Consider the following 21085-nt stretch of genomic DNA (forward strand, 5'->3'; position numbering starts at 1 on the left):
TGGCTATCGAATTCGCCGACCGCTCTCCCTTGACAAGCATAAACTGCCGCTAAATTCGAGCACAACAGCCTTTCCTGCCAAGAAGGCTAACGCGTCGGTTTCTTTTCGTTTATTGCGTTTATTGCGTTTATTGCTAATATTGCGACTGAAATGCGAAGGAGTACGCAATGAGCCAACAGATCCTTGAGCCCGCAAGCGAAGCCGAAGCCGAAATGGCTGCCGCCGCGCGCGCATGCCTCGTCGCGGCGTTGGACCATTCGAAAGCTGAAACGATCACGGTCACGATCGAAACCGGCGCGGCGACTGCGCCCGTCCTCCACTTGCCGCCACGCGCGCTGAGGTTCTTCGCCGACGTCCTGCGGCAGATGGCCAAGCGTGAGCCCATGTTGCTGGTTCCGCAGAAGTGCGAGCTCACAACCCAGGAGGCCGCTGCCTTCCTGAACGTGTCGCGGCCCTTCGTGATCAAGGAGATCGAAGCGGGCCGCCTGCATTGCCGAATGGTCAACAGCCATCGCCGCATCGAGTTCGAGGAGCTGGTTCGCTACCGGGACGAGCAGAAGAAGCGGTCGGAAGAGGCGTTGAAGAAGCTGCGTGTCGCCTCGGATGCCATGGGCGAGGAGATTTGAATGGCGGTCAGCGGGCGCTACACGGAAGTCCTGGACGCATGTGTGTTGTACCCGCGCCTTTTGCGCGACGTGCTGGATCTCATCTGAGCAGGAATCGATTCATGGAACTCGACGCCGTCGACCTGCGCATCCTCGCTGAGCTGCAGCAGGACGGCGGGCTCACGAACGTGGAACTCGCGCGGCGCGTTCACCTGTCGCCCTCACCTTGCCTGGTCCGCGTGAAGGCGCTCGAGGCCGCGGGCGTGATCGAACGCTACGTCGCGCTCGCGAACGCGAAGTCCCTGGGACTGGGCCTGAACGTCTTCATCAACATCTCGCTCAAGGAGCAGTCGAAGAGCGCGCTCGCCGAGTTCGAGCAGCGCATCGCGGAGCACGACGAGGTGATGGAGTGCTACCTGATGACCGGCGAGAGCGACTACCTGATCCGCGTGGTGGTGAGCGACATGGCGGCCCTGGAGCGCTTCATCCTCGAGCAGCTCACACCCATCCCGGGGATCGAGAAGATCCGCAGCTCGTTCGCACTGAAGCAGGTGCGCTACAAGACGGCGCTGCCGCTGCCGGGCCGCTGACCGAACGCGTCACCCCGCCGAATATGGCACCTCGGGCACCGGCATGTGGAAGCTCGCATTCAGCATGTTCCACGCGCGGATCGCGCCCACGGCAAACGTGAGGCTCGCGATCTGCGCGTCGCTGAAGTGCCGCTTCACCGCCGCGAACTCCTCGTCGCCCGGCGAGCGGTGCGGCACCGCGTTCACCGACTCGGCCCATGCCAGTGCGGCGCGGTCGGCGCCGCTGAAGAAGCGATGCGCCTCCCGCCAGCCCGCGACAGCGTTGACGTGCCGAGGGTCCACGCCTTGCCTGAGCAACTCGGCCCAGTGCATGTCGATGCAGAAGGCGCAGCCATTGATCTGGCTGATGCGCAGGTTGACGAGCTCGTGCAAGCGCCTGTCCAGGCCGCTGCCGGCCGCGTGCGAAAGCTGGGCGAGGTGCTTCGCGCTCTTGGGATCCAGCGCGTGGTAGTTGAGGCGGGCTTCGTGCGACATGGCGCGGTTTCCTTTCAGGGTGGATTGAACACCTGCTAGACGGGCGAGTCCTCTCGCTTGTGACACGCGCCCCGTTCGTCGGCGCCGTGTCACAAACAGCGCGCCTCGCACGTCTGGCTGAAAATCACCAGGACACCCATGGACCCCGCGCATCTCTTCGAAGCCTCGCGCCGCAAGCTGCACGGCGTCGCCTACCGCATGCTCGGCTCGGTGCACGACGCCGAGGAAGTGGTGCAGGACGCATGGCTGCGCTGGAGCGAGACGGACCGCACGCAGGTCGACAGCCCCGAGGCCTGGCTCGTGACGACTACAAGCCGCCTTGCACTCGACCGGCTGCGCGCGGCGAAGGTCCGCCGCGAAAACTACCCGGGTCTCTGGCTGCCCGAGCCGCTGGTGGACGACTCGCCCCCCACGCCGCAGGAGCTGGTCGAACGCGCGGACGACATCTCCGTCGCCTTCCTCATGCTGCTTGAGCAGCTCGCCCCCGAAGCGCGCGCGGCCTTCCTGATGCGCGAAGTATTCGACGCGAGCTACGCCGAAGTGGCACAGGTGGTCGGCAAAAGCGAGGCCGCGTGCCGGCAGCTCGTGCACCGCGCCAAGGAGCAATTGCGCGAGGGCCGGCCGCGCCAGCGCGTGTCCCGCGATGTGCACCACCAGCTGCTCGCCCGCTTTGCCGAGGCGGCCATGCAAGGCGACATGGATTCGCTGAAGACGCTGCTGGATGAAGACGCCGAGCTCATCGGCGACGGCGGCGGCGTCGTGCCCAGCTTCGGGGTGCCGCTGCACGGGGGCCAGCGGATCGCGCAGCTCTACTTTGCCGGCCATCGCCGTTTCGGCGCGGGGTTGCGGATGGAGGTCGCGGTCATCAACGGCGAGTGGGGGCTGCTGCGCTACATCGACGGCCAGCTCGAGTCGGCCCAGTCGCTGGAAGTGGGCGAGGACGGCCGCATCGTGCGCATCTATGTGCAGCGCAACCCGCGTAAGCTTCCGACGAACGGCGCCTGAGCATGTCGATTCCGCGGCCGGCCGATCGTCGTCCCGGTATCAGCAACAGGAGAACGCAATGCCCCGATTCATGGTCCTCGTCAAAGCCACCGCCGACAGCGAAGCCGGCGTCATGCCCACGGAAGAACTGCTGGCCGCCATGGGCGCCTACAACGAAGAACTCGTCAAGGCCGGCATCATGCAGGCGGGCGAAGGCCTGCACCCCAGCAGCAAGGGCGCGCGCGTGCGCTTCTCCGGCAAGGAGCGCACCGTTACCGACGGGCCGTTCGCCGAAACCAAGGAGCTTGTCGCCGGCTTCTGGATGTGGAAGTGCAAGTCGCTGGCCGAAGCGATCGAGTGGGTGAAGAAGTGCCCGAACCCGATGCCCGGCCCGTCGGAGATCGAGATCCGGCAGGTGTTCGAGGCCGAGGACTTCGGCGCGGAGTTCACGCCCGAGCTGCGCGAGCAGGAGGAGCGGCTGCGCAAGGAAATCGAAAAGCGCTAGAGCGCGTCGGGCGGCGGCTTGCGCCGCCCCGCCTTGATGCCGGAGCGGATGGTCTTGCCCTGCAGGCGCTTCTGCTTCGATGCGTAAGTCGGCTTGGTCGGCTTGCGGATCTCCGGCACGTGCGAGGCTTCTTCCACCATCGCTTCGAGGCGCTCCAGCGCAAGCGCCCGGTTCTGGTCCTGGCTGCGTGACGTCTGCGCCTTGATCACGAGCACGCCGTCCTTGCTCACGCGCCGCCCCGGCAGCGCGAGCAGGTTCTCCTTCACGTAGTCCGGCAGCGACGACGCGCGGATGTCGAAGCGCAGTTGCACCGCGCTCGACACCTTGTTCACGTTCTGCCCGCCCGGCCCCTGCGAGCGGATCGCGGTGAACTCGACTTCTTCCTCGCGCACGCGTCCCATCAGTCCCTCAGCAGCCGCGCCTTCACGCTGCGGCCCTTGATGCGCCCCTCGTTCAGGCGCGCCACCGCGTCCTTCGCGATGCCGCGCTCGACGGCCACGTAGGTCGCGAACTCGTTGATGTCGATCTTGCCGATTTGCTCGCGGGTGTAGCCGAGGTCCGCGGTCAGCGCGCCGAGGACGTCGCCGGGGCGGATCTTCTCCTTGCGGCCGCCGAGGATGTGGATGGTGGCCATCGGCGGCAGCAGGCGCTCGCCGCTGTGCGGCTTCAACTCCGAGAGCTCGTGCCACTCGGACTCGCGGCCCTGGAGTTGTTCGATGCGGCCGACGGCGCCCATCTCGTCGAGCGACGCAAGGCTGAAAGCGTGACCGGTTTCGCCGGCGCGCCCCGTGCGGCCGATGCGATGCACGTGCACTTCGGCATCGGGCGGCACGTCGACGTTGATCACGGCCGCGAGCCCCGCGACGTCCAACCCGCGTGCAGCGACGTCGGTGGCCACGAGCACCGAGCAACTGCGGTTCGCGAATCGCACCAGCACCTGGTCGCGGTCGCGCTGCTCGAGGTCGCCATGCAGGGCGAGCGCGCTGTAGCCCTGCGCCTGCAGCAGCTCCACCAGCTCGCGGCAGCGCGCCTTGGTGTTGCAGAAGGCGAGCGTGCTCGCCGGCCGGAAGTGGTCGAGCAGCCGCGCCACGGCCTGCAGGCGCTCGTTCTCGCGCACCTCGTACCAGCGCTGCTCGATCTGCACGGCGTCGTGCTGCGCCTCGACCTTCACCATCACCGGCTCGCGCATGAACTGCGCGGCGAGCTTCGCGATGCCCTCGGGGTAGGTCGCGGAGAACAGCAGCGTCTGCCGCTGCGGCGGGCATTGCCGTGCGACCTTCGCGATGTCGTCGACGAAGCCCATGTCCAGCATCCGGTCCGCCTCGTCGAGCACCAGCGTGTTCAGCGCGTCGAGTTGCAGGTTGCCGCGGTCGAGGTGGTCCAGCACGCGCCCGGGCGTGCCCACCACCACGTGCGCGCCATGCGCAAGGCTCGTCGTCTGGCCGCGCAGCGGCACGCCGCCGGAGAGCGTCACCGCCTTGATGTTGTCCTCGGCGCGCGCGAGCCGCCGCACCTCGGCCGTCACCTGGTCCGCGAGTTCGCGCGTGGGGCAGAGCACCAGCGATTGCACCGCGAAGCGCCGCGGGTTGAGGTTCGCCAGCAGCGCTAATGCGAATGCGGCGGTCTTGCCGCTGCCGGTCTTGGCCTGGCCGATGATGTCCTTGCCGAGCAGCGCGGGCGGCAGGCTCGCGGCCTGGATGGGCGTCATCTCGCGGTAGCCGAGCCGCGCGAGGTTTTCGAGCGTGGCGGGCGAGAGCGCGAGGGTCGAGAAGCTTTGGGTCACACGGCGAGCATAGCGGCCGGCGCACCGACCCTGCGAGAATGCATCGCAATGGACACTGCCGACCTGTGGATGGACCGCTGGATCAAGCTGCTGCGCGCGGGCGCGGGCAACGGCTTTGCGCTCGAGCTCGGCTGCGACAACGGCCGCGACACGGCCTGGCTGGTGCAGCAGGGGCTGTCGGTGGTGGCCACCGACATCTCCGCCGACGCGCTGCGCGTTTGCAAGCGGGCCGTGCCCGAAACGCTGGTGGTGCAGCACGACATCACCAAGCCGCTGCCGTTCGCAGACGCGAGCTTCGGCGCGGTGATCGCCAGCCTGTCGCTGCACTACTTTCCGTGGAAGGACACGCAGGCGGCCGTGGCCGAGATCCGCCGCGTGCTCAAGCCGCCCTTCGGCATCCTGCTCGTGCGGCTGAACTCCACGCGCGACGTGTACCACGGCGCCGGCGACGGCGGGCGCGAGATCGAGCGGCACTACTACGAAGTGGAAGCGAAGTACGCCGACCGCAAGCGCTTCTTCGACAAGGGGGAGGTGATGGACCTCTTCAAGGGGTGGAAGGTGCTCTCTTGCAACGAGCAAACCATCCACCGCTACGAGAAGCCCAAGGTGGTGTGGGAAGTGGTGGCCCGTTAAGGGTCGACACCGCGCGGCGGCGGCCTGGGTGCGTCGGCCGGGCCGCCCATCACGGCGGTGTCCGCAGCATCCCCGGGCTCGCGTTGGGCGCTGACCACGACGGTGGGAAGCACGAGCGGCTCGAGCTTCGCCTGCGGCGGCTTCGGCGGCTTGCCGCCCTCGGCACTGAGCACCAGGACCGCCACCAGCGGAAGGCCGACGAGCAGTGCCGCGGCACACGCGACGATTTCGGCCGTGGTCCAGAGCCTGTTCACTTCGAGGTATTGCGGCCAGGCGTGCGGTTCTTGCATCTGCGGTCTCCCTTCAAGGGGAGCGACTATAGGTGCGGCCCCGGCCGCTGCACACCCTACCGAAGTCTCGGTGGCTCGACTCGCCAGATGACGTTGCCCACATCGTCCGCGACGAGCAATGCGCCCGTGCGATCCAGCGCCACGCCGACGGGGCGGCCGTAGGCCTTGCCGTCCGGGCTGAGGAAGCCGGTGAGGAAGTCCACCGGCGGGCCCGAGGGACGGCCGTTGGCGAAGGGGACGAACACCACCTTGTAGCCCGCGAGCGGCTCGCGGTTCCACGAGCCGTGCTCGCCGACGAAGGCGCCGCTTGCGAATGACGCGGGCATGCGCGTGTCGGCGAAGGCAAGGCCGAGCGGCGCCACGTGGTTGCCGAGTGCGTAGTCGGGCGCGACGGCCTTTGCCACCATGTCGGGCCGCGCGGGCTTCACGCGCTCGTCCACGTGCGTGCCCCAGTAGCTCCACGGCCAGCCGTAGAAAGCGCCGTCCTTCACCGAGGTGAGGTAGTCCGGCACGAGGTCGCTGCCGAGCTCGTCGCGTTCGTTCACCACGGCCCACAGCACGCCGCTCGCGGGCTCGAAGGCCATGCCCACCGGGTTGCGCAATCCGCTCGCGTAGAGGCGCTTGCCGCCACTGGCGCGGTCCACCTCCCAGATGGCGGCGCGGCCTTCCTCGATGCCCATGCCGCCTTCGGCCACGTTGCTGTTCGAGCCGACGGATGCATAGAGCCTGCTGCCGTCGCGGGAAGCCACGAGCCCCTTGGTCCAGTGGTGGTTGATGCCGGCCGGCAGGTCGGTCACCTTCGTGCCCGCGGCCGACAGCTGCGTTTGGCCCGCTGTGTACGGGTAGCGCACCACCGCATCGGCATTGGCCACGTAGAAGTCGTTGCCCACCAGCGCCATGCCGAAAGGCGAATGAAGGCCTTGCAGGAAGATGCTGCGCGTTTCCGCGATGCCGTCGCCGTCCGCGTCGCGCAGGAGCGTAATGCGGTCCGCGCTGGGCGCGCCGGCGCCGGCGCGCTTCATGATGATTCCGGCGATCCAGCCTTTGAGGCCGCCGCCTTGCTGGCCCGCGGGCGGTGCCGGCTTGTTGCTCTCGGCAACCAGCACGTCGCCGTTGGGCAGCACGTGCAGCCAGCGCGGATGGTCCAGCCCTCGCGCAAGTGCTGTCACGCGAAAGCCGGCTGGTGCCTGCGGCATCGCGCCTTCAGGCCAGCCCTGCGCGGGCGCGATCTTTACCGTTGGGATCAATGCCTTGACGGGCGGCGGCAACTGCGGGTTGGCGCCGATGCTGGCGCTTTCGGGCAGCTTGGCCGTGTCGCTGCAGGCGGCGAGTGCGGCTACCAGTGCGATGCAAAGGGCGATGCGGCGCATGCCCGATTCTGTCACCGCGCCAGCGCCGCCGGCCGCACGAGCATCGACAACCGTTGCAGGATCTGCCGCCCGATCGACGTCGCCGCCGTCTCCTCCTTCACCGCCACCGCCTGCCGCTTCTCCAGCACCGGCGCCGATTTGAGGTTGCCGTGCACCGCCAGCGCGCTGCGAAGCGCACGGTCGAGCAGGCCGATGCGCAGCGGCCGATTCAGGAAGCGCAGGATCTGCGCCTCGTTGATCAGCGAGATCAGCGCCTCGGAGTCCGACTGCTCGGCCAGCGCCACGCTCTGCACGCGCGGATGCGACTGCTTGAGCAGCTTCAGCATCACGTCGGCCCCCGGCATCTGGTCGAGGTCGCACAGAAGCACGGCGACGTCCTCGTCTTCCACGGCCTGCATCACAGCAGCGACGTCGGCTGCGTGGCACACCGGCCGCGTGCTGCCGAACGCCTGGCTGATGAGGTCGAACAGCTCGCGGCCCGGCTGCGCGACGACGATCGCCTCGCCCGCACGCTGCTGCGGCGTCGCCGGCAGCGTCGCTTGCGCGGGCGGTCGCGTCGCCGCGGCCGAGCGCGTGGCATGCGCGATCTCCATCGCCTGCGCCACCGTGTCCTTCATCTCCTGGTTGCTCCAGGGCTTGTTGACGAAGCGGAAGACTTCGCCGTCGTTGATCGACCCCACGATGGCCGCGAGGTCCGAGTAGCCGGTGAGCAGGATGCGCACGGACGCGGGGTCGACCTCACGTGCCTGCCGCAGGAAGTCCACGCCCAGCATGCGCGGCATGCGCTGGTCGCTGATGATCACGTCCGGCCGCTGCTCGCGCACGAGTTCGAGCGCGCGGTGGCCGTCGGTGGCGGTGATCACGTCGTACTTCAGGCGGAAGAGCGCCGAGAGGGCGGCCAGGATGCGCTCCTCGTCGTCGAGCAGCAGCAGCTTCTGGCGCGGGCCGCGGACGGCGACGCGCAGCGGCAAGGTCGCGGCCACGCCTTCGCGCGGCGCGGGTGCGGCCGCGGCGGGCGCCGCGATATTCGCGGCAGCAGCATTCGCGACGTTTGCGGCACCGGCACCCGCGACTGCCGCGGCGCGAGCCACCGCAACCGCGCCATCTGCGGTTGGCGGTGCGACGACAGGCACCGCCCGGATGAACGCCTCGCGAAACTCGCGCATGTTCGCGAACCGTCCCGCGGGGTCCCGCGTGAGCGCCCGCGCGATCACTTCCTCCAACGCCTCCGGCACGTCGGGGCGAAGGGTGCGCGCGCGAGGCGCATCGCGGTTGAGCACCTGGTCCACCACCTGCGCGAAGTCGCCCTGGAAGGTGCGCGAGCCCGTCACCATCTCGAACAGCATCACGCCCAGCGCGTAGATGTCCGTGCGCGGGTCGGTCGGGTCGCCGCGGTATTGCTCCGGCGCCATGTAGCCGGGGGTGCCGAACACGGTCCCCGCATGCGTGAGCGCCGCCTTCGACGCGATGCGCGCGATGCCGAAGTCGAGGATCTTGGGCCGCAGCAGCGCGGTGTCTTCGATGGGGCCGGTGAGCACGATGTTCGCCGGCTTCAAATCGCGGTGCAGCACCCCCTGCTCGTGCGCATAGATCAGCGCGGCAAACAGGTGCCGCACGATCGCCTGCACCATCGGCAAGGCGAGCGGCCCCTGCTTCGTCAACAGCTCGCGCAGCGTCGGCCCTTCGGCATGCTCCATCGCGATGAAGCACGTATCGCCCGCCTCACCGTATTCGTAGATGGTGACGATGCCCGGGTGCGTCAGCCGCCCGCCCGCGATCGCCTCGCGGCGAAAGCGTGCCACCATGTCGGCGGCGTCGGTGCCGGGCAGCAGCGCGCGGTCCAGCGTCTTGATGACGACGACGCGTTCGATCACGGGGTCGAACGCGGTGCAGATCTCGCCGACACCGTTGAACGCGATCTCCTTGCGCACTTCGTAGCGGTCGATCCTGCGCGTCATGCCAGCGCCTCCTCGGCTTCCACGTGCGCGGCCACATCCTCCGCGCAGGCCGGCAATCGCACCGTGAACGTCGTGCCCTGCCCCACAAGCGACTCGACGCCGATCGTGCCGCCGTGCTCCTTGACGATCTTGTAGACGATCGACAGGCCCAGCCCCGTGCCCTTGCCGATCTCCTTCGTCGTGAAGAACGGGTCGAAGATGCGCCGCAGGTTCTCCTCGGGGATGCCCGCGCCGTTGTCCTGAACGTCCACGCGCACCATCGTGCCCTCCAGCGCCGTCGACACGGTGATCACGCCCATGTCGTGGCCGATCGCCTGCGCCGCATTGGTCACGAGGTTCAGGAACACCTGGTTCATCTGCGACGGCGCGCACTCGATGCGCGGGATGCTGCCGTAGCGCTTGACGATGCGGCAGCCCTTGATGGCGCCGCGAGCGATGGTGAGGGTGCTCTCCAGCCCCTCGCGCAAGTCGAATTTCATGGTCTTGCCGCGGTCGAGGCGGCTGAAGTTCTTGAGGTTGACGACGATGTCGCCGATCTGGTCCAGCCCGTGCAGGCCTTCCCGGGTGAGGTTGCGCAGCTCCTGCACGATGCCGTGCTGCTCGAACGCGCCGGCGATGTCCGCGAGCTCTCGGTAGTGCGCCTGCAGCGCGTCCGGGTCGGGCGTCTCGGCGTCGAGCGCGGCGAGCAGCGCGTTGCTTTGCCTCACGAGCGATTGCACGTCGCCGAGCTGCTCGCTCACCGTCTCCATGCTGGAGCGCACGTACGCGAGCGGCGTGTTGATCTCGTGCGCCACGCCGGCCACCATCTGGCCGAGCGAGGACATCTTCTCGCTCTGGATCAGCTGCGCTTCCGATTCGTGCAGCGATTCGAGCGCGTCGCCGAGTTCCTGCGTGCGTTCCTTCACGCGCTGCTCCAGCAGGCGGTAGGACTGCCGCAAGTGCCACGCGGTCCATGCCACCAGCGCCAGCAGGATCGCCGAGTACACGACCAGCGCCTTGCGCCACATCTCGGCGTCGGCCGAGCGCTGGCCGTAGAACGCTTCGTACGCCGTGTTCACCTGCTGCAGCGCGCCGACCGTGCGCACTTTCAGGATGCCGGCCAGCAGGTCACCCTCGTCGTTCACCTGCCGCAGCACCGTGCGCGCGTGGTTAAGGTAGATCGCAGCGGGTTCGCGTGCGCCGCCCGCCTCGGGCCAGGTGCGCAGCAGGTCTTCCACGCGGGCGATGGCCTGCTCCAGCGCCTGCTGCTGCGACGCCTCGGGGATCACCGCGTAGCGGGCCGCGTCGTCCACGCTTTCCGCGATGGCGGCCGCCAGCGCCTGCGCGCGCGCCGCTTCGGGGCCGCGCATCGCGAGCAACGCATCGCGTGCTTCCTGCGCCGCGGCGGGGAGGTAGCGCAGCGAATTGCGCAGGATCGAGTTGTGCGACTTGAAGTTGTCGACGAGGTCGCCTTTCTGGGTGAACGCCTGCCGCAGCGCAGACAGCTGCGCATCGATGCCCGCGCCTTGCTCGGCCTGGTGCCGGCTCACGCGAGCGATCGCCGCGGCGATGTTCTGCGCCGGTACCACGAGCGGGTCGTAGCTTTCGTTCAAGCCGACCTTCGCGCTCATCACGCCGACGTTCCAGTCGGAGTCCAGCTGGTTGATCAGGCGCAGGTCGTCCTGCACCACCGCACGCATGCCGGGTGGGGCGCCCTGCGACTTGTCGTAAAGCAGGCCGAGGAGCCCCAGCGCAGCCGCGGCCGCGAGCGCGATGCCGGTGCGCCGGAAGATGCCGGCCGCTTTCATTGCGCCCCCTTCGGCTGCTCGCCGGTCAGCGTGCCCAGGAACTTGACGATCAGCTCCACGTCCTGCGGCGACGCGCTGCGCCCGAGCTGGTAGGTGAACATCACCTGCACGGCCTGCGGCAGCGTGTCGGCACTGCCGTCGTGGAAGTAAGGCGCCGTGAGCGCCACGTTGCGCAGGCTGGGCACCTTGAACACATAGCGGTCGCTCTCGCGCCCCGTCACGTTGAAGCGGCCGTAGTCCGCCGTCTTCACGTTGCCGCGCGCGGCGAAGTAGTCGCCCATCACGCCGAACTTCTGGAACATGTTGCCGCCCACGTTCACGCCCTGGTGGCAGGCCACGCAGCCGTACTTCTTGAACAGTTCGTAGCCGGCGCGCTCGTCGGGCGTGATCGCGTCCGCCTTGCCGCGCAGGTACTGGTCGAAGCGCGCGTTGGGCGTGGTGAGCGTGCGCGTGTATTCGCCGAGGGCGTTGGCGGCGTTCGCGGCGGTCATGCCGTCGGGGTACGCCTTGCGGAATTTCGCGGCGAGCGCGCCGTCCGCGGCCAGCTTCGTGAGCACCTCGGGCCAGGACGAGCCGAACACCACCGGGCTCTTGACCACGGCGTCCACCACTCCCTCGATGCCGGGTTGGCCGCCCGACCACAGCTGGCGGAAGTTGTAGGCCGAGTTGAAGATGGTCGGCGAATTGAGCCCGTGCTCCTTGCCGCCGACGCCGGTGGGCCTGGCCGCCGCGTAGGCGCCGCCCTTGTCGAAGGCGTGGCAGCTCGCGCAGGACACGCTGTTGTCCTTCGAGAAACGGCGGTCGAAGAAAAGCGCCTTGCCGAGGTCGGCCTTGGCCGCGTCGACCACGGGCGGCGGGGGCAGCGGCTTGATCGGCTCGGCGGGCGGGGTGCCGTTGGCCAGCGCCAGGCCGGCGGCGGTGGCTGCCAGGGCAGCCGGGAGCTTCCAGTTCACGGGCAGGTCCTCCAGGATGAGGGGCCCAGTGTGGAAAAGGGGGCGTTCCACGGGCGTTCCACCCCGTTTTTGCGCCCCGGCGACAATCACGGGCATGACGCAAGAGCTGTTCCGGCAGGACTCGTACCTGCGCGAGTGCGAAGCCACGGTCACCGCCGTGGGCGACCAGGGGGTGGTGCTGGACCGCACCGTGTTCTATCCCGTCGGCGGCGGGCAGGCCGGCGACAGCGGCGTGCTGGTGCTGGCCGGCGGCCGCGAGCTGCGCATCGCCGACACCCGCAAGCTGAAGGACGCCGAAGGCAAGCCCACCACCGGCATCGCCCACGTTCCCGCGCCCGGGCAGGAAGACCTGCTGACGAATGTCAAGCCGGGCGAGGCGGTCACGGCCAGAATCGACTGGGAGCGGCGCCACAAGCTGATGCGGTTCCACACCACCACGCACCTGCTTTGCCACCTGGTGCCGCAGCTCGTGAACGGCTGCTCCATCACGCCGGAGTACGCCCGCCTGGACTTCAACATGACCGACCCGCTCGACAAGGAAGCACTCACCGCCGGCATCGCCCGGCTGGTGGAGGCCGCGCATCCGGTGACGATCGGCGCGATCACGGATGAGGAACTCGACGCCAACCCGGCACTCGTAAAGAGCATGTCCGTGCAACCGCCCCGAGGTACCGGAAGCATCCGCACCATTCGGGTCGGCGATGCCGTCGACTTCCAGCCTTGCGGCGGCACGCACGTGGCCAACACGCGCGAGATCGGCGCGGTGGTGGTGACCAAGATCGAGAAGAAGAGCGCAACCACGCGGCGCGTGGTGCTGGGGTTCGCATGAAGTCGTTGAAAGTCCTGTTCGCCGCGCTGGCGTTGTGCACGGGTGCCGCCCACGCGGCCGGTGCGTCCGTCACCACCGAACACGTGCGCGCCGAGCTGCTCGCGCATGCACCCGACGGCGTGGCCGCGGGCAAGACCGTGTGGGTGGGTCTGCAGATCAAGCACCAGCCCGAGTGGCACACGTACTGGAAGAACGCGGGCGACTCCGGCCTGCCCACGCAACTGCAATGGACGCTGCCCGCGGGCGTGACGGCCGGGGACATCGCATGGCCGATCCCGGTGAAGATCCCCATCGGCAACCTCGCCAACTACGGCTACGAGGGCACGGTGCTGCTGCCGGTGCCGCTCACGGTGTCGCCCGACTTCAAGCCGTCGGTGCTCAAGAGCGACTTGGAGGTCAAGCTCAAGGCCAACTGGCTGGTCTGCCGCAAGGAGTGCATCCCGGAGGAAGGCGAGTTCGTGCTGAACGTGCCGACGAAGAGCAGCACGGCCGTCAACGGCGCCGCGTTCGATGCCGCGCTCGCGAAGCAGCCCAAGCCCCTGTCCACCCCCAATGAAGTTGTCGTGGATGGCCAGCAGCTGAAGGTCAAGGTCACCGGCCTGCCCGACGCGGTGCGCGGCAAGCAGCTGGAGTTCTTCCCCGAAGTCGCGGAGGTCATCGAGACCGGCGCGCCGTGGACACAGGAGTGGAAGGCCAACGTGTGGACGGCGGTCGTGCCGCTTTCCGCGCAGCGCAGCCAGAGCCCCGCCGCGCTGCCCTTCGTGGTGGCCGTCGGCGACAACGGCTGGCGCACGGAGCCCAAGGTCACGGGCACCTGGCCCGCACTGACCGCCGCCGCTCCCGCGCAGATTTCTCCCGCGCTCGCCGAGGCGCTGCGCAGCGCCGCGCAACCGGCACCGGCCGCGCCCTCGCTCACGCTCGGGCTCGCGATGCTGTTCGCGCTGCTGGGCGGCCTCATCCTCAACCTGATGCCCTGCGTGTTCCCGGTGCTCGCGATCAAGGTGGTGGGCTTCACGAAGCACGCCGACGACACGCGCGGCCACCGCGTCGCCGGCCTGTCGTACACGGCGGGCGTGGTCGTGTCCTTCCTCGCGCTGGGTGGGCTGATGCTCGCGTTGCGCGCCGGCGGCGAGCAACTGGGCTGGGGCTTCCAATTGCAGTCGCCGGTGGTGATCGCGCTGCTGGCGGCGCTGTTCACCGTCATCGGCCTGAACCTCGCCGGCCTGTTCGAGTTCGGCACCTTCCTGCCGAGCGCCGTGGCCGGTTACGAAGCTCGCCACCCCGTGATGAACGCGTTCCTCTCGGGGGTGCTGGCGGTGGCGATCGCCTCGCCCTGCACCGCGCCGTTCATGGGCGCATCGCTCGGCTTTGCGATCGGGCTGCCCGCGGTTGAAGCGCTGCTGGTCTTCGGCTCCATCGGCATCGGCATGGCCCTGCCCTACCTCGCCGCGAGCTGGGTACCGGCAGTTGCGCGCCTGCTTCCGCGGCCCGGCGCATGGATGGACGTGTTCCGCAAGCTCATGGCCTTCCCGATGTTCGCCACGGTCGCGTGGCTCGTGTGGGTGCTGGGCCAGCAGGCCGGCATCGACGGCGCCGGCGCCCTGCTCGTGCTGCTCGTGGCGATGGCTATGGTCATCTGGGCATTCACCCTGCAAGGGCGCGGGCGCACGGTCGTCGGCGCGCTGTCGGTCGCCACGCTCGCCGCGCTCGCCTGGGGCATGGGCCCGTCGATCACGCAGCAGCCGCCCGCCAAGGCCACCACGGCCGCGGCGCAGGGGCCGTGGCAACCGTGGGAGCCCGGCCGCGTGGACCAGCTGTTGGCGTCCGGCCAGCCCGTCTTCGTGGACTTCACGGCCGCGTGGTGCGTGACCTGCCAGTACAACAAGAAAACCACGCTGGCCGACGGGGCGGTGCTTGCGGACCTCACGGGCAAGAACGTAGCCTTGCTGCGCGCCGACTGGACCCGGCGCGACCCCGCGATCACCGCGGCGCTGGCCCAGCTGGGCCGCAGCGGCGTGCCCGTCTACGTGTTCTATCGCAAGGGCGCACCGCCGATCGTGCTGTCGGAGGTCCTGGGTGTCGAAGAGGTCCGTTCGGCCATAGCCAAACTGTAGGAGTCGTCACATGCTGCGCCGTACCGTGCTCGCTTCGTCCCTGTTGCTCGCGTTCACGGCGCATGCGGCGCCCACCGTCGGCCAGCCGGCGCCGGACTTCACGCTGAAGGACACGGGCGGCAAGCCGGTGAAGCTGTCGGACTTCCGCGGCAGGTACGTGGTGCTGGAGTGGACCAACCCCGGCTGCCCCTACGTCAGGAAGCACTACAACAGCGGCAACATGGCCGACACGCAGCAGCACGCCACGGGCAAGGGCGTGGTGTGGCTCGCCATCAATTCCACCGAACGCGATGCGTACGACTACCTCGAGCCCGCGAAGCTCGCCGGCTGGCTGCAGGAGCGCAAGTCGCGCCCGAGCGCGATCCTGATGGACGAGGAAGGCACCACGGGCCGCGCTTACGGTGCCCGCACCACGCCGCACATGTACATCGTCGACCCGCAGGGCCGGCTGGTCTATGCCGGCGGCATCGACAGTATCGCGTCGAGCAATCCCGACGACATCAAGCGCGCGACCAACTACGTGCGCGTGTCGCTCGACGAGGCACTTTCCGGCAAGGCCATCTCGAACCCGGTGACGCGCCCCTACGGGTGCTCCATCAAGTACAAGGCCTCGGCCTGAGACGCCGTGCTGCCCAAGGTCCTCGCGCTCGCCTGCACGGTCATCCTGCTCGTCTTCATGGGCTACTTCGCCCTGGGCTCGCTGCCGCTGCTGATCCTGAAGCACGACACGCCGATGGATGCGCGCTTCATCCGCGGCTTCTTCCACCTCTACTACCGCGCGGTCCTGTTCGCGGCCGTCACGACTTCGGTCGCCTATGCCTTCGCGGGGCAGCCCGGGTTCTGCGCGGGCATGGCGGTGCTGGCGCTGGTGGTGTTCACGGCCAGCCGCATCGTGCTGCCCGGCATGGATGCCCTGCGCAACACAATGACCCCCGAGGACGCGGGCGCGATCGCGCGTTTTCGGCGGCTGCATGGCTATGGGATGGCCCTCAATGCCTTGCAGGTGGTCACGGTGGGATGGAGCATGACGCTGCTGCGCCTTTGAAGGCCTTTGCCCATAATGGGGCGATGAGCAGCACGATTCACGACCTGCGCCGCATCCTCGGCAGCTGCAAGACGCTCGCCGTCGTCGGCCTGTCGCCGCAGTGGCACCGGCCCAGCTTCTTCGCGGCCAAGTACATGCAGGAGCACGGCTACCGCATCGTGCCGGTCAACCCGACGGCGAAGGAAATCCTCGGCGAGAAGTGCTACCCCTCGGTGACCGAAGCCGCGAAGGAAAACAGCATCGACCTCGTCGACTGCTTCCGCCGCAGCGAGGACATCCCGCCGATCGCCGACGAAGCCATCGCCATCGGCGCGAAGTGCCTGTGGATGCAGATCGGCGTGATCAACGAGGCGGCCGCCGCCAAGGCACGTGCCGCGGGGCTGGACGTGGTGATGGACCGCTGCGTGAAGATCGAGCACGCGCGCCTGTTCGGCGGCCTCAATTGGGCCGGTGTGAACACCAAGGTGATCTCGTCGCGCCGCCCGCAACAACTGTTCTACTGAAGCCATGGCCGAGAAAGACCACGACTACGGCTTCGGCACACGCGCCATCCACGCCGGCGCCATGCCCGACCCGGTGACCGGCGCGCGCGCGACGCCGATCCACCAGACCACCAGCTTCGTCTTCGACTCCGCCGAGCACGCGGTGTCGCTGTTCAACCTGCAGACCTTCGGCAACGTCTATTCGCGCATCAGCAACCCCACGGTGGCGGTGCTGGAAGAGCGCGTGGCCTCGCTGGAAGGCGGCCGCGCCGCATTAGCGTGTGCGACGGGCATGGCGGCGCAGATGACGGCGCTGCTCGCGATCCTGAAGGCCGGCGACCACATCGTGGCCGCGTCGACGCTGTACGGCGGCACGGTGGGGCAACTGGGCGTGGGCTTCTCGCGGCTCGGTATCGAGACGACTTTCGTGGATCCCGAAGACCCGGAGAATTTCCGCCGCGCCATCCGCCCGAACACGCGCGCCGTGTACGGCGAGACGCTCGGCAACCCGCTCGTCAACGTGTTCGACATCGAGCCGGTCGCGAAGATCGCGCACGAGCACGGCCTGCCGCTGGTGGTGGACAACACGGTCGCCTCGCCCTACCTCTGCAACCCGTTCGCCTTCGGCGCCGACATCGTGGTGCACAGCGCGACGAAGTACCTCGGCGGCCACGGCACCACGATGGCGGGCGTGGTGGTGGAGTCCGGCAAGTTCGACTGGGGCGGGCCGATCGCGAAGGACAAGTTCCCGGAGATGCTGGAGCCCAGCCGGGCGTACCACGGCGTGAAGTTCTACGAGACCTTCGGCGACTTCGGCTACACGATGAAGGCGCGCATGGAAGTCAACCGCACCTTCGGCGGCTCGCTCTCGCCGCTGAACGCGTGGCTGATCCTGCAGGGCATCGAGACGCTGCACCTGCGCATGCAGGCGCATTGCCGCAACACGCTGCGCGTCGCGCAGTTCCTCGCCGACCATCCGCTCGTGAGCTGGGTGAACTACCCCGGCATGGAAACGTCGAAGCACTACGCGCTGGCGAAGAAGCAGTTCCGCGCGATCGACGGCAAGCCCGGCGCCTCGGGCATCCTCACCTTCGGCATCAAGGGCGACGACCCGGCGCGCGCGGGCGAGAAGTTCATCGATGCCTGCGAGTTCCTGAGCCACCTCGCCAACATCGGCGATGCGAAGACGCTGGTGATCCACCCGGCTTCCACCACGCACCGCCAGCTCAATGACGAAGAGCTCGCGAGGGCCGGTGTGCGCCCCGACATGATCCGCCTCTCCGTGGGCATCGAGGACGTCGACGACATCCTCTGGGACATCGATCAGGCGCTGCGAACCAGCCAGAAGTAGATACCGGGCATGGGCGCTTCGCTCTCCGTGCGCAAAGCGCCTTTCTGCATCGCCTGCACCTGCAGGCCATTGCGCGACGCGAGGTCGAGCACGTAGCCCTCCGCGTGCGCGAAACGCCGGCTGGGGCGCAGCACCATCTTCTCGACGCCCGGGCCCGCATCCTCGATGGTCAGCGCGAACACGCCGCCGGGTTCGAGGCATCGCGCGACGTGGCTGAACACCTCTTCGAGCGCACCGACGTAGACCAGCACGTCCGCGCACACCACGAGGTCGTACGGCCCCTGCGCGCCGCGCAGGTACTCCACGATGTCGCCGTGCACCAGCTTCTCGTACGTACCGGACTCGGCGGCTTTCTGCAGCATGCCCATCGACAGGTCCACGCCCTCGATGTGCAGCATGATCGCCTTGGCGATGCGGCCCACCAGCCCGGTGCCGCAGCCGAGGTCCAGCACGCGCTCGAAGCGGCGGTCCAGCGTGGCGAGGTGCTGCGCGAGCACCGCCGGCGCCTGGTAGTTGAGCGCCTGCACCAGGTGCTCGTCGAAGCGCACCGCGTACTTGTCGAAGAGGTTCTCGACGAAGGCGCGCGGCATGTCGTCGACGCTTTCCCCGCGCAGCGCGCGCAGGAAGTACTGCGCCAGTTCCTTGTCGCCGCCATGCGCGATCGCCTTCTCAAACGACTCGGCGGCTTCGGCCTCCTGTTTGAGCTCCACGAGCAGGTTGCCGCGGTACAGCCAGAGCGTGCCGGCTTTCGGGTCCGCGGCGAGCGCGCGGTCGAAGGCTTCGAGCGCCCCGGGCCTGCGGCCCAGCTCCGCGAGTGCGAGCGCGCGCAGGCCCAGCGACGAGATGTTGCCCGGCTCGCGTGCCAGCACCTTGTCCGAGACGGCAAGCGCATCGGCGGCACGCCCGAGTTTCATCAGCGTCGCGGCCAGGCTGCCCAGCGCGATGGTGTCGGCCGGGGCCAGCGCCACCGCCTGCGCGAAGCTGCGCTCGGCTTCGGCGAAGCGGCCGGCATTGAAGTCGGCGCTGCCCTGCGCGATCAGCTTGCGCACCTTCAGGCGGCCGCCCGTGTTCATGGTGCCGCCCGCTCCAGCCAGAAGTAGAGCCCCGCGATCGGCTTGTGCTTGTCCTCGCGGATCGGGGCGCGCTGCATGCCCTGCAAGGAGAACCCGTTGCGATCCGCGAGCTCGCGGATGTAGGCCTGCGAATGCGCGTAGCGGCGGCTCGCGCGCAGCGCCAGCGCGGGTTCGCCTTCGGCGGGCTCCTCCACCGAGAAGCAGAACACCCCGCCCGGCGCCATGCAGGCCGCGACGCGTTCGAACACCTCTTCGAGCGCGCCGACGTAGATGAAGACGTCGGCGGAGATCACCAGGTCGTACGGGCCCTGCGCGGTGCGCAGGAACTCCACGATGTCGGCGTGCACGAGGCTGTCGTAGGCGCGCGTTTCAGCTGCCTTCTCCAGCATGCGTGCCGAAATGTCCACGCCCTCCAGCCGCGCCATCATGGGCTTGGCCATGCGCCCGCACAAACCGGTGCCGCAGCCCAGGTCCAGCGCGTTGGCAAAGCGGCGCTGCATCGCGGCGAGGCGGTTCGCGAGCACCGTCGGCGCCTGGTAGCGCAGGTCCTTCACCAGGTTGACCTCGAAATCGTCGGCGTACTTGTCGAAGAGCCCCTCGACGTAGTCGCGCGGCGGTGCGGGCGGCGTTTCGCCGCCCGTGAGTGCGGCGAGGTAGTAGCCGGCGAGCTCCGGGTCCGCGCCATGCGCCAGCGCCTTGCGGTACGACTCGGCCGCCTCGAGCGGCCGCCCCATCTCCACCAGCAAGGTGCCGCGCTGCATCCACAGCGTACCCGCTTCGGGCCGCGCGGCCAGCACGCGGTCGAAGGCGGCGAGCGCCTCGGGGTGGCGGCCGATCTCGGCCAGCACCAGTGCGCGCAGGCCGAGCGTGTCGAGGTTGCCGGGCTCCAGTTCGAGTGCGTCGTCGAGCAGCGGCAGCGCCTCGCCGGCACGGCCCAGCCGCATGCGCACGACGGCGAGGTTGGACTGCGTCGACGCGCGCCGCGGCACGAGCGCCAGCGCCGCGGCGAAGCTGCGCTCCGCCTCTTCCAGCCGGCCCGCCTCGGTGTGCTGCACGCCCTGCGCGAAGAGCTCGCGGGCCTGCTCGAACGCCGCGTCAGCCATCGCGCTCCAGCCACACGCAGAAGCCCTGCACGGGCACGCCGCGCTGCTCGCGGATCGCCGCGCGCTCCAGTTGCAGCATGCGCAAGCCGTGGCCCGCAGCCAAGCCTTCGACATACGGCTGCGAATGGGCGTAGCGCCGCGTGTGCTGCAGCACCAGCGGCTCGGGGCCGTCGTGCGCCTCGACGGAGAAGCAGAGCACGCCGCCCGCAGGCATCAGCCGTTGCAGCTGCGCGAAGACGGGCTCGAGCCGACCGACGTAAAGGAACACGTCGCCCGCGACCGCGAGATCCCAGGGTGTCGAAGCGGCCGCGAGGAATTCGACGATGTCGCCCGCGTGAAGCGACTCGTACAGGCCGCGTGCCTTCGCGTGCTCCAGCATCTGCGGGGAGAGGTCGACGCCGTCGAGGCGATCCACGAAGGGTTTGACCAGCGGCGCGCACAAGCCCGTGCCGCAACCGAGGTCGATGCCTTGCGAGTAGCGGCGCCCGAGGCGCTGCAGCCCCTGCGCAAGCAGTTCCGGCACGCGGTAGTTGAGCGTGTCGACCAGCTCGGTGTCGTAGTTCGACGCATAGTTGTCGAAGAGCGACTGAACGTAGTCGCGCGGCGCGCTGTCCGGCGGCGCGTCGCGGCCGCTTGCCGCGGCGAAATACGCCATCACCTCGGGGGCGGGGCTGTCCTGCACGGCCTTGCCGAACGACGCCTCCGCCTCCTCGTAGCGCCCCATCTCCCGCAGCACGTTGCCGCGCAGCGTCCACGCCTGCGCGTTGCGCGGCTGCAGTTCGACCAGCTGGTCGAACGCCTGCAGCGCATTGGGAAAGAAACCGAGCATCGCGAAGGCGGTGCCGCGCAGGCCGAGCGCGTCGGCGTGGCCGGGGTCGGCGTCGAGCACGCCGTGCACGAGCCCCAGCGCTTCTTCCGGCGCGCCCTGCTTCAGCCGCACGCCGGCCAGGCGCACCGCGGTCGCCGCCCGCCCCGGCTCCAGGCGCAGCGACTCCTCGAAGCTGCGGCGCGCCGCGTCCAGCTCGCCGGCCTCGTACTGCTGCACCCCTTGGCGGAACAGGCTGCGCGCGGCCTCGGGATCGTGTTCAGTTGCCATATCGCAAGTGGCCCCATCATAGGCGGGCGGCAAGGGGCGGCGGGCACTGCGAGAATCCGG

Annotated in this window: 22 protein-coding genes; 11 read left to right on the forward strand and 11 right to left on the reverse strand. The window is 68.9% G+C overall.

What is annotated here, in order from left to right:
• The first annotated feature begins 167 nt into the window (after window positions 1–167).
• Both H8R02_RS11340 and H8R02_RS11345 read left to right on the forward strand, forming a co-directional pair.
• Window positions 168–626: a helix-turn-helix domain-containing protein gene (locus H8R02_RS11340; RefSeq protein ID WP_187081501.1), complete on the forward strand. Its 459-nt coding sequence runs from the start codon at window positions 168–170 to the stop codon at window positions 624–626.
• Window positions 627–727: 101 nt separating this feature from the next.
• Complete coding sequence (locus tag H8R02_RS11345; protein ID WP_187081502.1) at window positions 728–1195, forward strand: Lrp/AsnC family transcriptional regulator; 468 nt, start codon at window positions 728–730, stop codon at window positions 1193–1195.
• Window positions 1196–1204: 9 nt separating this feature from the next.
• On the opposite strand, the gene H8R02_RS11350 is transcribed toward H8R02_RS11345, so the two are convergent.
• Window positions 1205–1669, reverse strand: a complete 465-nt coding sequence (locus H8R02_RS11350) for a carboxymuconolactone decarboxylase family protein (protein ID WP_187081503.1) — start codon at window positions 1667–1669, stop codon at window positions 1205–1207.
• Window positions 1670–1807: 138 nt separating this feature from the next.
• On the opposite strand from H8R02_RS11350, the gene H8R02_RS11355 reads away from it, so the two are divergent.
• Together H8R02_RS11355 and H8R02_RS11360 are read left to right on the forward strand one after the other, a co-directional pair.
• Entirely contained in the window at window positions 1808–2674 is an 867-nt protein-coding gene (locus tag H8R02_RS11355; protein ID WP_187081504.1) for an RNA polymerase sigma-70 factor, read from the forward strand.
• A gap of 58 nt (window positions 2675–2732) precedes the next feature.
• On the forward strand, window positions 2733–3158 hold the full coding sequence (locus H8R02_RS11360) for a YciI family protein (RefSeq protein WP_187081505.1): 426 nt from the start codon (window positions 2733–2735) through the stop codon (window positions 3156–3158).
• Here the strand turns inward: H8R02_RS11360 and arfB are convergent.
• Together arfB and dbpA are read right to left on the reverse strand one after the other, a co-directional pair.
• On the reverse strand, window positions 3155–3559 hold the full coding sequence (gene arfB / locus H8R02_RS11365) for an alternative ribosome rescue aminoacyl-tRNA hydrolase ArfB (RefSeq protein WP_187081506.1): 405 nt from the start codon (window positions 3557–3559) through the stop codon (window positions 3155–3157). The two genes, H8R02_RS11360 and arfB, sit on opposite strands and share 4 nt — an antisense overlap.
• Complete coding sequence (dbpA, locus tag H8R02_RS11370) at window positions 3559–4941, reverse strand: ATP-dependent RNA helicase DbpA (protein WP_187081507.1); 1383 nt, start codon at window positions 4939–4941, stop codon at window positions 3559–3561. The genes arfB and dbpA overlap by 1 nt, the downstream gene beginning before the upstream one ends.
• On the opposite strand from dbpA, the gene H8R02_RS11375 reads away from it, so the two are divergent.
• The gene (locus H8R02_RS11375) at window positions 4933–5574 is read left to right on the forward strand and encodes a class I SAM-dependent methyltransferase (protein WP_255429289.1); all 642 of its coding nucleotides are present in this window, start codon (window positions 4933–4935) and stop codon (window positions 5572–5574) included. The two genes, dbpA and H8R02_RS11375, sit on opposite strands and share 9 nt — an antisense overlap.
• On the opposite strand, the gene H8R02_RS11380 is transcribed toward H8R02_RS11375, so the two are convergent.
• Genes H8R02_RS11380 through H8R02_RS11400 form a run of 5 tightly spaced genes read right to left on the reverse strand, consistent with a single transcriptional unit; the run spans window position 5571 to window position 11932 of the window.
• A complete protein-coding gene (locus tag H8R02_RS11380; RefSeq protein ID WP_187081509.1) occupies window positions 5571–5864 on the reverse strand; it encodes a hypothetical protein in 294 nt (97 codons plus the stop codon). The genes H8R02_RS11375 and H8R02_RS11380 overlap by 4 nt on opposite strands.
• 56 nt (window positions 5865–5920) lie before the next feature.
• Window positions 5921–7234, reverse strand: a complete 1314-nt coding sequence (locus tag H8R02_RS11385) for a PQQ-dependent sugar dehydrogenase (protein ID WP_187081510.1) — start codon at window positions 7232–7234, stop codon at window positions 5921–5923.
• 11 nt (window positions 7235–7245) lie between these two features.
• Window positions 7246–9192, reverse strand: a complete 1947-nt coding sequence (locus H8R02_RS11390) for a protein kinase domain-containing protein (protein WP_187081511.1) — start codon at window positions 9190–9192, stop codon at window positions 7246–7248.
• Entirely contained in the window at window positions 9189–10979 is a 1791-nt protein-coding gene (locus H8R02_RS11395) for a DAHL domain-containing protein (protein WP_187081512.1), read from the reverse strand. The genes H8R02_RS11390 and H8R02_RS11395 overlap by 4 nt, the downstream gene beginning before the upstream one ends.
• The gene (locus H8R02_RS11400; protein WP_354004904.1) at window positions 10976–11932 is read right to left on the reverse strand and encodes a cytochrome-c peroxidase; all 957 of its coding nucleotides are present in this window, start codon (window positions 11930–11932) and stop codon (window positions 10976–10978) included. The genes H8R02_RS11395 and H8R02_RS11400 overlap by 4 nt, the downstream gene beginning before the upstream one ends.
• Before the next feature lie 94 nt (window positions 11933–12026).
• Between H8R02_RS11400 and H8R02_RS11405 the strand changes: the two genes are divergently transcribed.
• The 6 genes from H8R02_RS11405 to H8R02_RS11430 are packed head-to-tail and all read left to right on the forward strand — an operon-like array spanning window position 12027 to window position 17753.
• Complete coding sequence (locus tag H8R02_RS11405; RefSeq protein WP_187081514.1) at window positions 12027–12761, forward strand: alanyl-tRNA editing protein; 735 nt, start codon at window positions 12027–12029, stop codon at window positions 12759–12761.
• Window positions 12758–14875 (forward strand): protein-disulfide reductase DsbD family protein, encoded by a 2118-nt coding sequence (locus H8R02_RS11410; protein ID WP_187081515.1) that lies wholly within the window; start codon window positions 12758–12760, stop codon window positions 14873–14875. Before H8R02_RS11405 ends, H8R02_RS11410 begins: the two co-directional genes overlap by 4 nt.
• 10 nt (window positions 14876–14885) lie before the next feature.
• Window positions 14886–15494 (forward strand): thioredoxin family protein, encoded by a 609-nt coding sequence (locus tag H8R02_RS11415; RefSeq protein ID WP_187081516.1) that lies wholly within the window; start codon window positions 14886–14888, stop codon window positions 15492–15494.
• Between the two features lie 6 nt (window positions 15495–15500).
• Window positions 15501–15920, forward strand: coding sequence for a hypothetical protein (locus H8R02_RS11420; RefSeq protein WP_187081517.1), 420 nt, complete (start codon window positions 15501–15503; stop codon window positions 15918–15920).
• A 23-nt stretch (window positions 15921–15943) separates the two neighbouring features.
• Window positions 15944–16423 carry a CoA-binding protein gene (locus tag H8R02_RS11425; RefSeq protein WP_187081518.1) on the forward strand — a complete coding sequence of 160 codons (480 nt, stop codon included), beginning with the start codon at window positions 15944–15946 and terminating at the stop codon, window positions 16421–16423.
• Between the two features lie 4 nt (window positions 16424–16427).
• Entirely contained in the window at window positions 16428–17753 is a 1326-nt protein-coding gene (locus H8R02_RS11430) for an O-acetylhomoserine aminocarboxypropyltransferase/cysteine synthase family protein (protein ID WP_187081519.1), read from the forward strand.
• On the opposite strand, the gene H8R02_RS11435 is transcribed toward H8R02_RS11430, so the two are convergent.
• Genes H8R02_RS11435 through H8R02_RS11445 form a run of 3 tightly spaced genes read right to left on the reverse strand, consistent with a single transcriptional unit; the run spans window position 17726 to window position 21025 of the window.
• Window positions 17726–18826 carry a methyltransferase domain-containing protein gene (locus H8R02_RS11435; protein WP_187081520.1) on the reverse strand — a complete coding sequence of 367 codons (1101 nt, stop codon included), beginning with the start codon at window positions 18824–18826 and terminating at the stop codon, window positions 17726–17728. The two genes, H8R02_RS11430 and H8R02_RS11435, sit on opposite strands and share 28 nt — an antisense overlap.
• Window positions 18823–19929: a methyltransferase gene (locus tag H8R02_RS11440; RefSeq protein WP_187081521.1), complete on the reverse strand. Its 1107-nt coding sequence runs from the start codon at window positions 19927–19929 to the stop codon at window positions 18823–18825. Before H8R02_RS11440 ends, H8R02_RS11435 begins: the two co-directional genes overlap by 4 nt.
• On the reverse strand, window positions 19922–21025 hold the full coding sequence (locus tag H8R02_RS11445) for a tetratricopeptide repeat protein (RefSeq protein ID WP_187081522.1): 1104 nt from the start codon (window positions 21023–21025) through the stop codon (window positions 19922–19924). Before H8R02_RS11445 ends, H8R02_RS11440 begins: the two co-directional genes overlap by 8 nt.
• Between the last annotated feature and the right edge of the window lie 60 nt (window positions 21026–21085).

Origin of the sequence: Ramlibacter albus, assembly GCF_014297445.1 — a bacterium.
Lineage (GTDB): Bacteria > Pseudomonadota > Gammaproteobacteria > Burkholderiales > Burkholderiaceae_C > Ramlibacter > Ramlibacter albus.